We start from the raw sequence: 1,981 nt of genomic DNA, 5'->3' as shown, positions 1-1,981 counted from the left end.
GTAACTGCAATATGGAGGCATGACCGAAAATACGGAGAAACACCGTTACATACGGTTGCTAAAAACGTTAGATATGCTTCTAAAGATATTAAGGATGATGAAATATATAAACTGTTAGTATCATATGGTGCTGATACCAACGCAAAAGTAGAATTTAGAGGAGTAGGGTTTAGTATATATGACGGAAAAACGGTATCAGAAATAGCATAATTTAAAGTAGCATTAGTCGGTGAAAGTGAATAATAGCGGAAGAATAACAATTTTCTGCAGATACTAGACGGTAGTTATTGACAAGTTTAGGAAAAAGTTTTATATTCTTCACAAGTTTAAAAAAAAGTTAATAGTGTATGTCTAAAGCTAAAGCAAAAACAGCTTCCAAAAATAACCCGACTTCTAGGGAACAAGCTAAAGAATATTTTCATAACGGTCAGAAAATCAAACCGGTAAAGCTTATTGCTGCTCAAAATTCCTTTCTAGCTGCTGAATATGAATCTTCCGGGGATTTAGTCGTAGGAAGTAACGGTCAGCCATTGCCTTGGGGATTAGTTAAAAGCTTATCTTAATTACTTACAAACAATATATCTTCTCCACAATCGGGGGCATAGCTCAGGGGTAGAGCATCTGCTTTGCACGCAGAGGGTCAAGGGTTCGATTCCCTTTGTCTCCACCAGTTCCTACAAGGGTTTCAGAGCTTTTTGAAATTTAGCAAAAACTTTGAATGTTCCTTTTATGTTCCCAAATGTCTAATTTTTGTATTAAATCTCTTTTAAATTCCGAATTTTAAATATTATCAAAAAAAACTAACTTTGTATATTTCTTAAATCAACCTCAATTTATTTATTTACACCTTTAATTAAATTTCTATTGCATTCTTAAAACCCCTTATTATCTGTCTATAAGCTTATTTTTAACAAAATATTAAAATTTACAGAATTTAATAATAATAGAAATATGAAAGAATTAATAGAATTTTTAAAGCAAAAAGGATTTACCAAGGAAGCGACAAGTTTAACGAATGGTGCTACTAAACTTAAACTTGAATATTTATGGGATGAAGATGCAATAGAAATTGCTAAGTTTCTTAGGACAGATACTACCTTAACACATTTTGAACTTGAAGAGAGTTTAATAGAACATACCGGGATAGAAGCAATTACCCAAGCTATACAAACGAATTATACTATCACTAATTGTACAATTTTTTTAGCAGATAAGTATGTAGAAATAGTGGGAACTGAATACTGCTACGAAGAAATTTTATACGAAGAAACAAAGAAAATTAAACCACTAATTGATCGTAATAAAGAATATGTAAGGAAATTATCATTATTTATAAATAATCTTTTTTCTATTGATAATGAAAATATAACTTTTAACCTTAAAAATTTTATGGCTTTAAACTTTTATCGCATAGCTGATAAACAATTATTAAAAGAGTATTTAAGGGAGCAACAGGTTAGTGATATTGAAACCAAGTTAAAAAAAGTATGTGACTTTACAAAAGCTTACCCTTTTACTCTTTCTTATATATATAAAAATATTAATTCAATTAATGAAACAACTATATTGTGCTTACCTGATGAAAATTCAGAGGAAATAAATAAAATAGAAGAAGTTAAGACTACAGGTAATGATTATTGCACTTTATCGTAGATTAAAAAATTATTTAATTACAATTAAGCATAAAATAAGCATAAAAATTTTTAATAAGCAACTATGGAATTAATTAGGTAAATAGGCTTAAGCCTAGATTGAATCAAGGCTAATCTAAATTAGTTGACTTTCAAGGCGATAACAGAGTTTTAGATTCGGATGCAAGCAAGTAGCTTGAAAGTAAGTGCAAATATAAATGATAGTATTAGCTTGTTAGGTGGTGATAACTAACAGTTTTTAGTAGAATAAATTCTTATGCTGCTTGTAAATTTTGTTGCATAAAAAACTATCGTCGTTTAGGTGTAATAGTTGAGATTTAATCTTACAT

At 29.4% G+C, this 1,981-nt stretch carries 3 protein-coding genes and 1 tRNA gene; all 4 read left to right on the top strand.

Annotated features, from left to right (window positions below; genetic code table 11):
- The first annotated feature begins 9 nt into the window (after nucleotides 1-9).
- Nucleotides 10-210, top strand: coding sequence for an ankyrin repeat domain-containing protein (locus KYQ89_RS00050; RefSeq protein WP_218459766.1), 201 nt, complete (start codon nucleotides 10-12; stop codon nucleotides 208-210).
- A 137-nt stretch (nucleotides 211-347) separates the two neighbouring features.
- The gene (locus KYQ89_RS00045) at nucleotides 348-563 is read left to right on the top strand and encodes a hypothetical protein (RefSeq protein WP_014412567.1); all 216 of its coding nucleotides are present in this window, start codon (nucleotides 348-350) and stop codon (nucleotides 561-563) included.
- A 32-nt stretch (nucleotides 564-595) separates the two neighbouring features.
- A tRNA-Ala gene (locus tag KYQ89_RS00040) sits at nucleotides 596-670 on the top strand.
- Nucleotides 671-951: 281 nt separating this feature from the next.
- Nucleotides 952-1,653 (top strand): hypothetical protein, encoded by a 702-nt coding sequence (locus tag KYQ89_RS00035; RefSeq protein WP_218459765.1) that lies wholly within the window; start codon nucleotides 952-954, stop codon nucleotides 1,651-1,653.
- Nucleotides 1,654-1,981: the final 328 nt, after the last annotated feature.

The sequence above is a fragment of the Rickettsia sp. TH2014 genome (genome assembly GCF_019249195.1).
GTDB lineage: Bacteria > Pseudomonadota > Alphaproteobacteria > Rickettsiales > Rickettsiaceae > Rickettsia > Rickettsia felis.
Note: the sequence above shows the minus strand (reverse complement) of the source record. Positions and strands in the feature narration are given on the sequence as shown.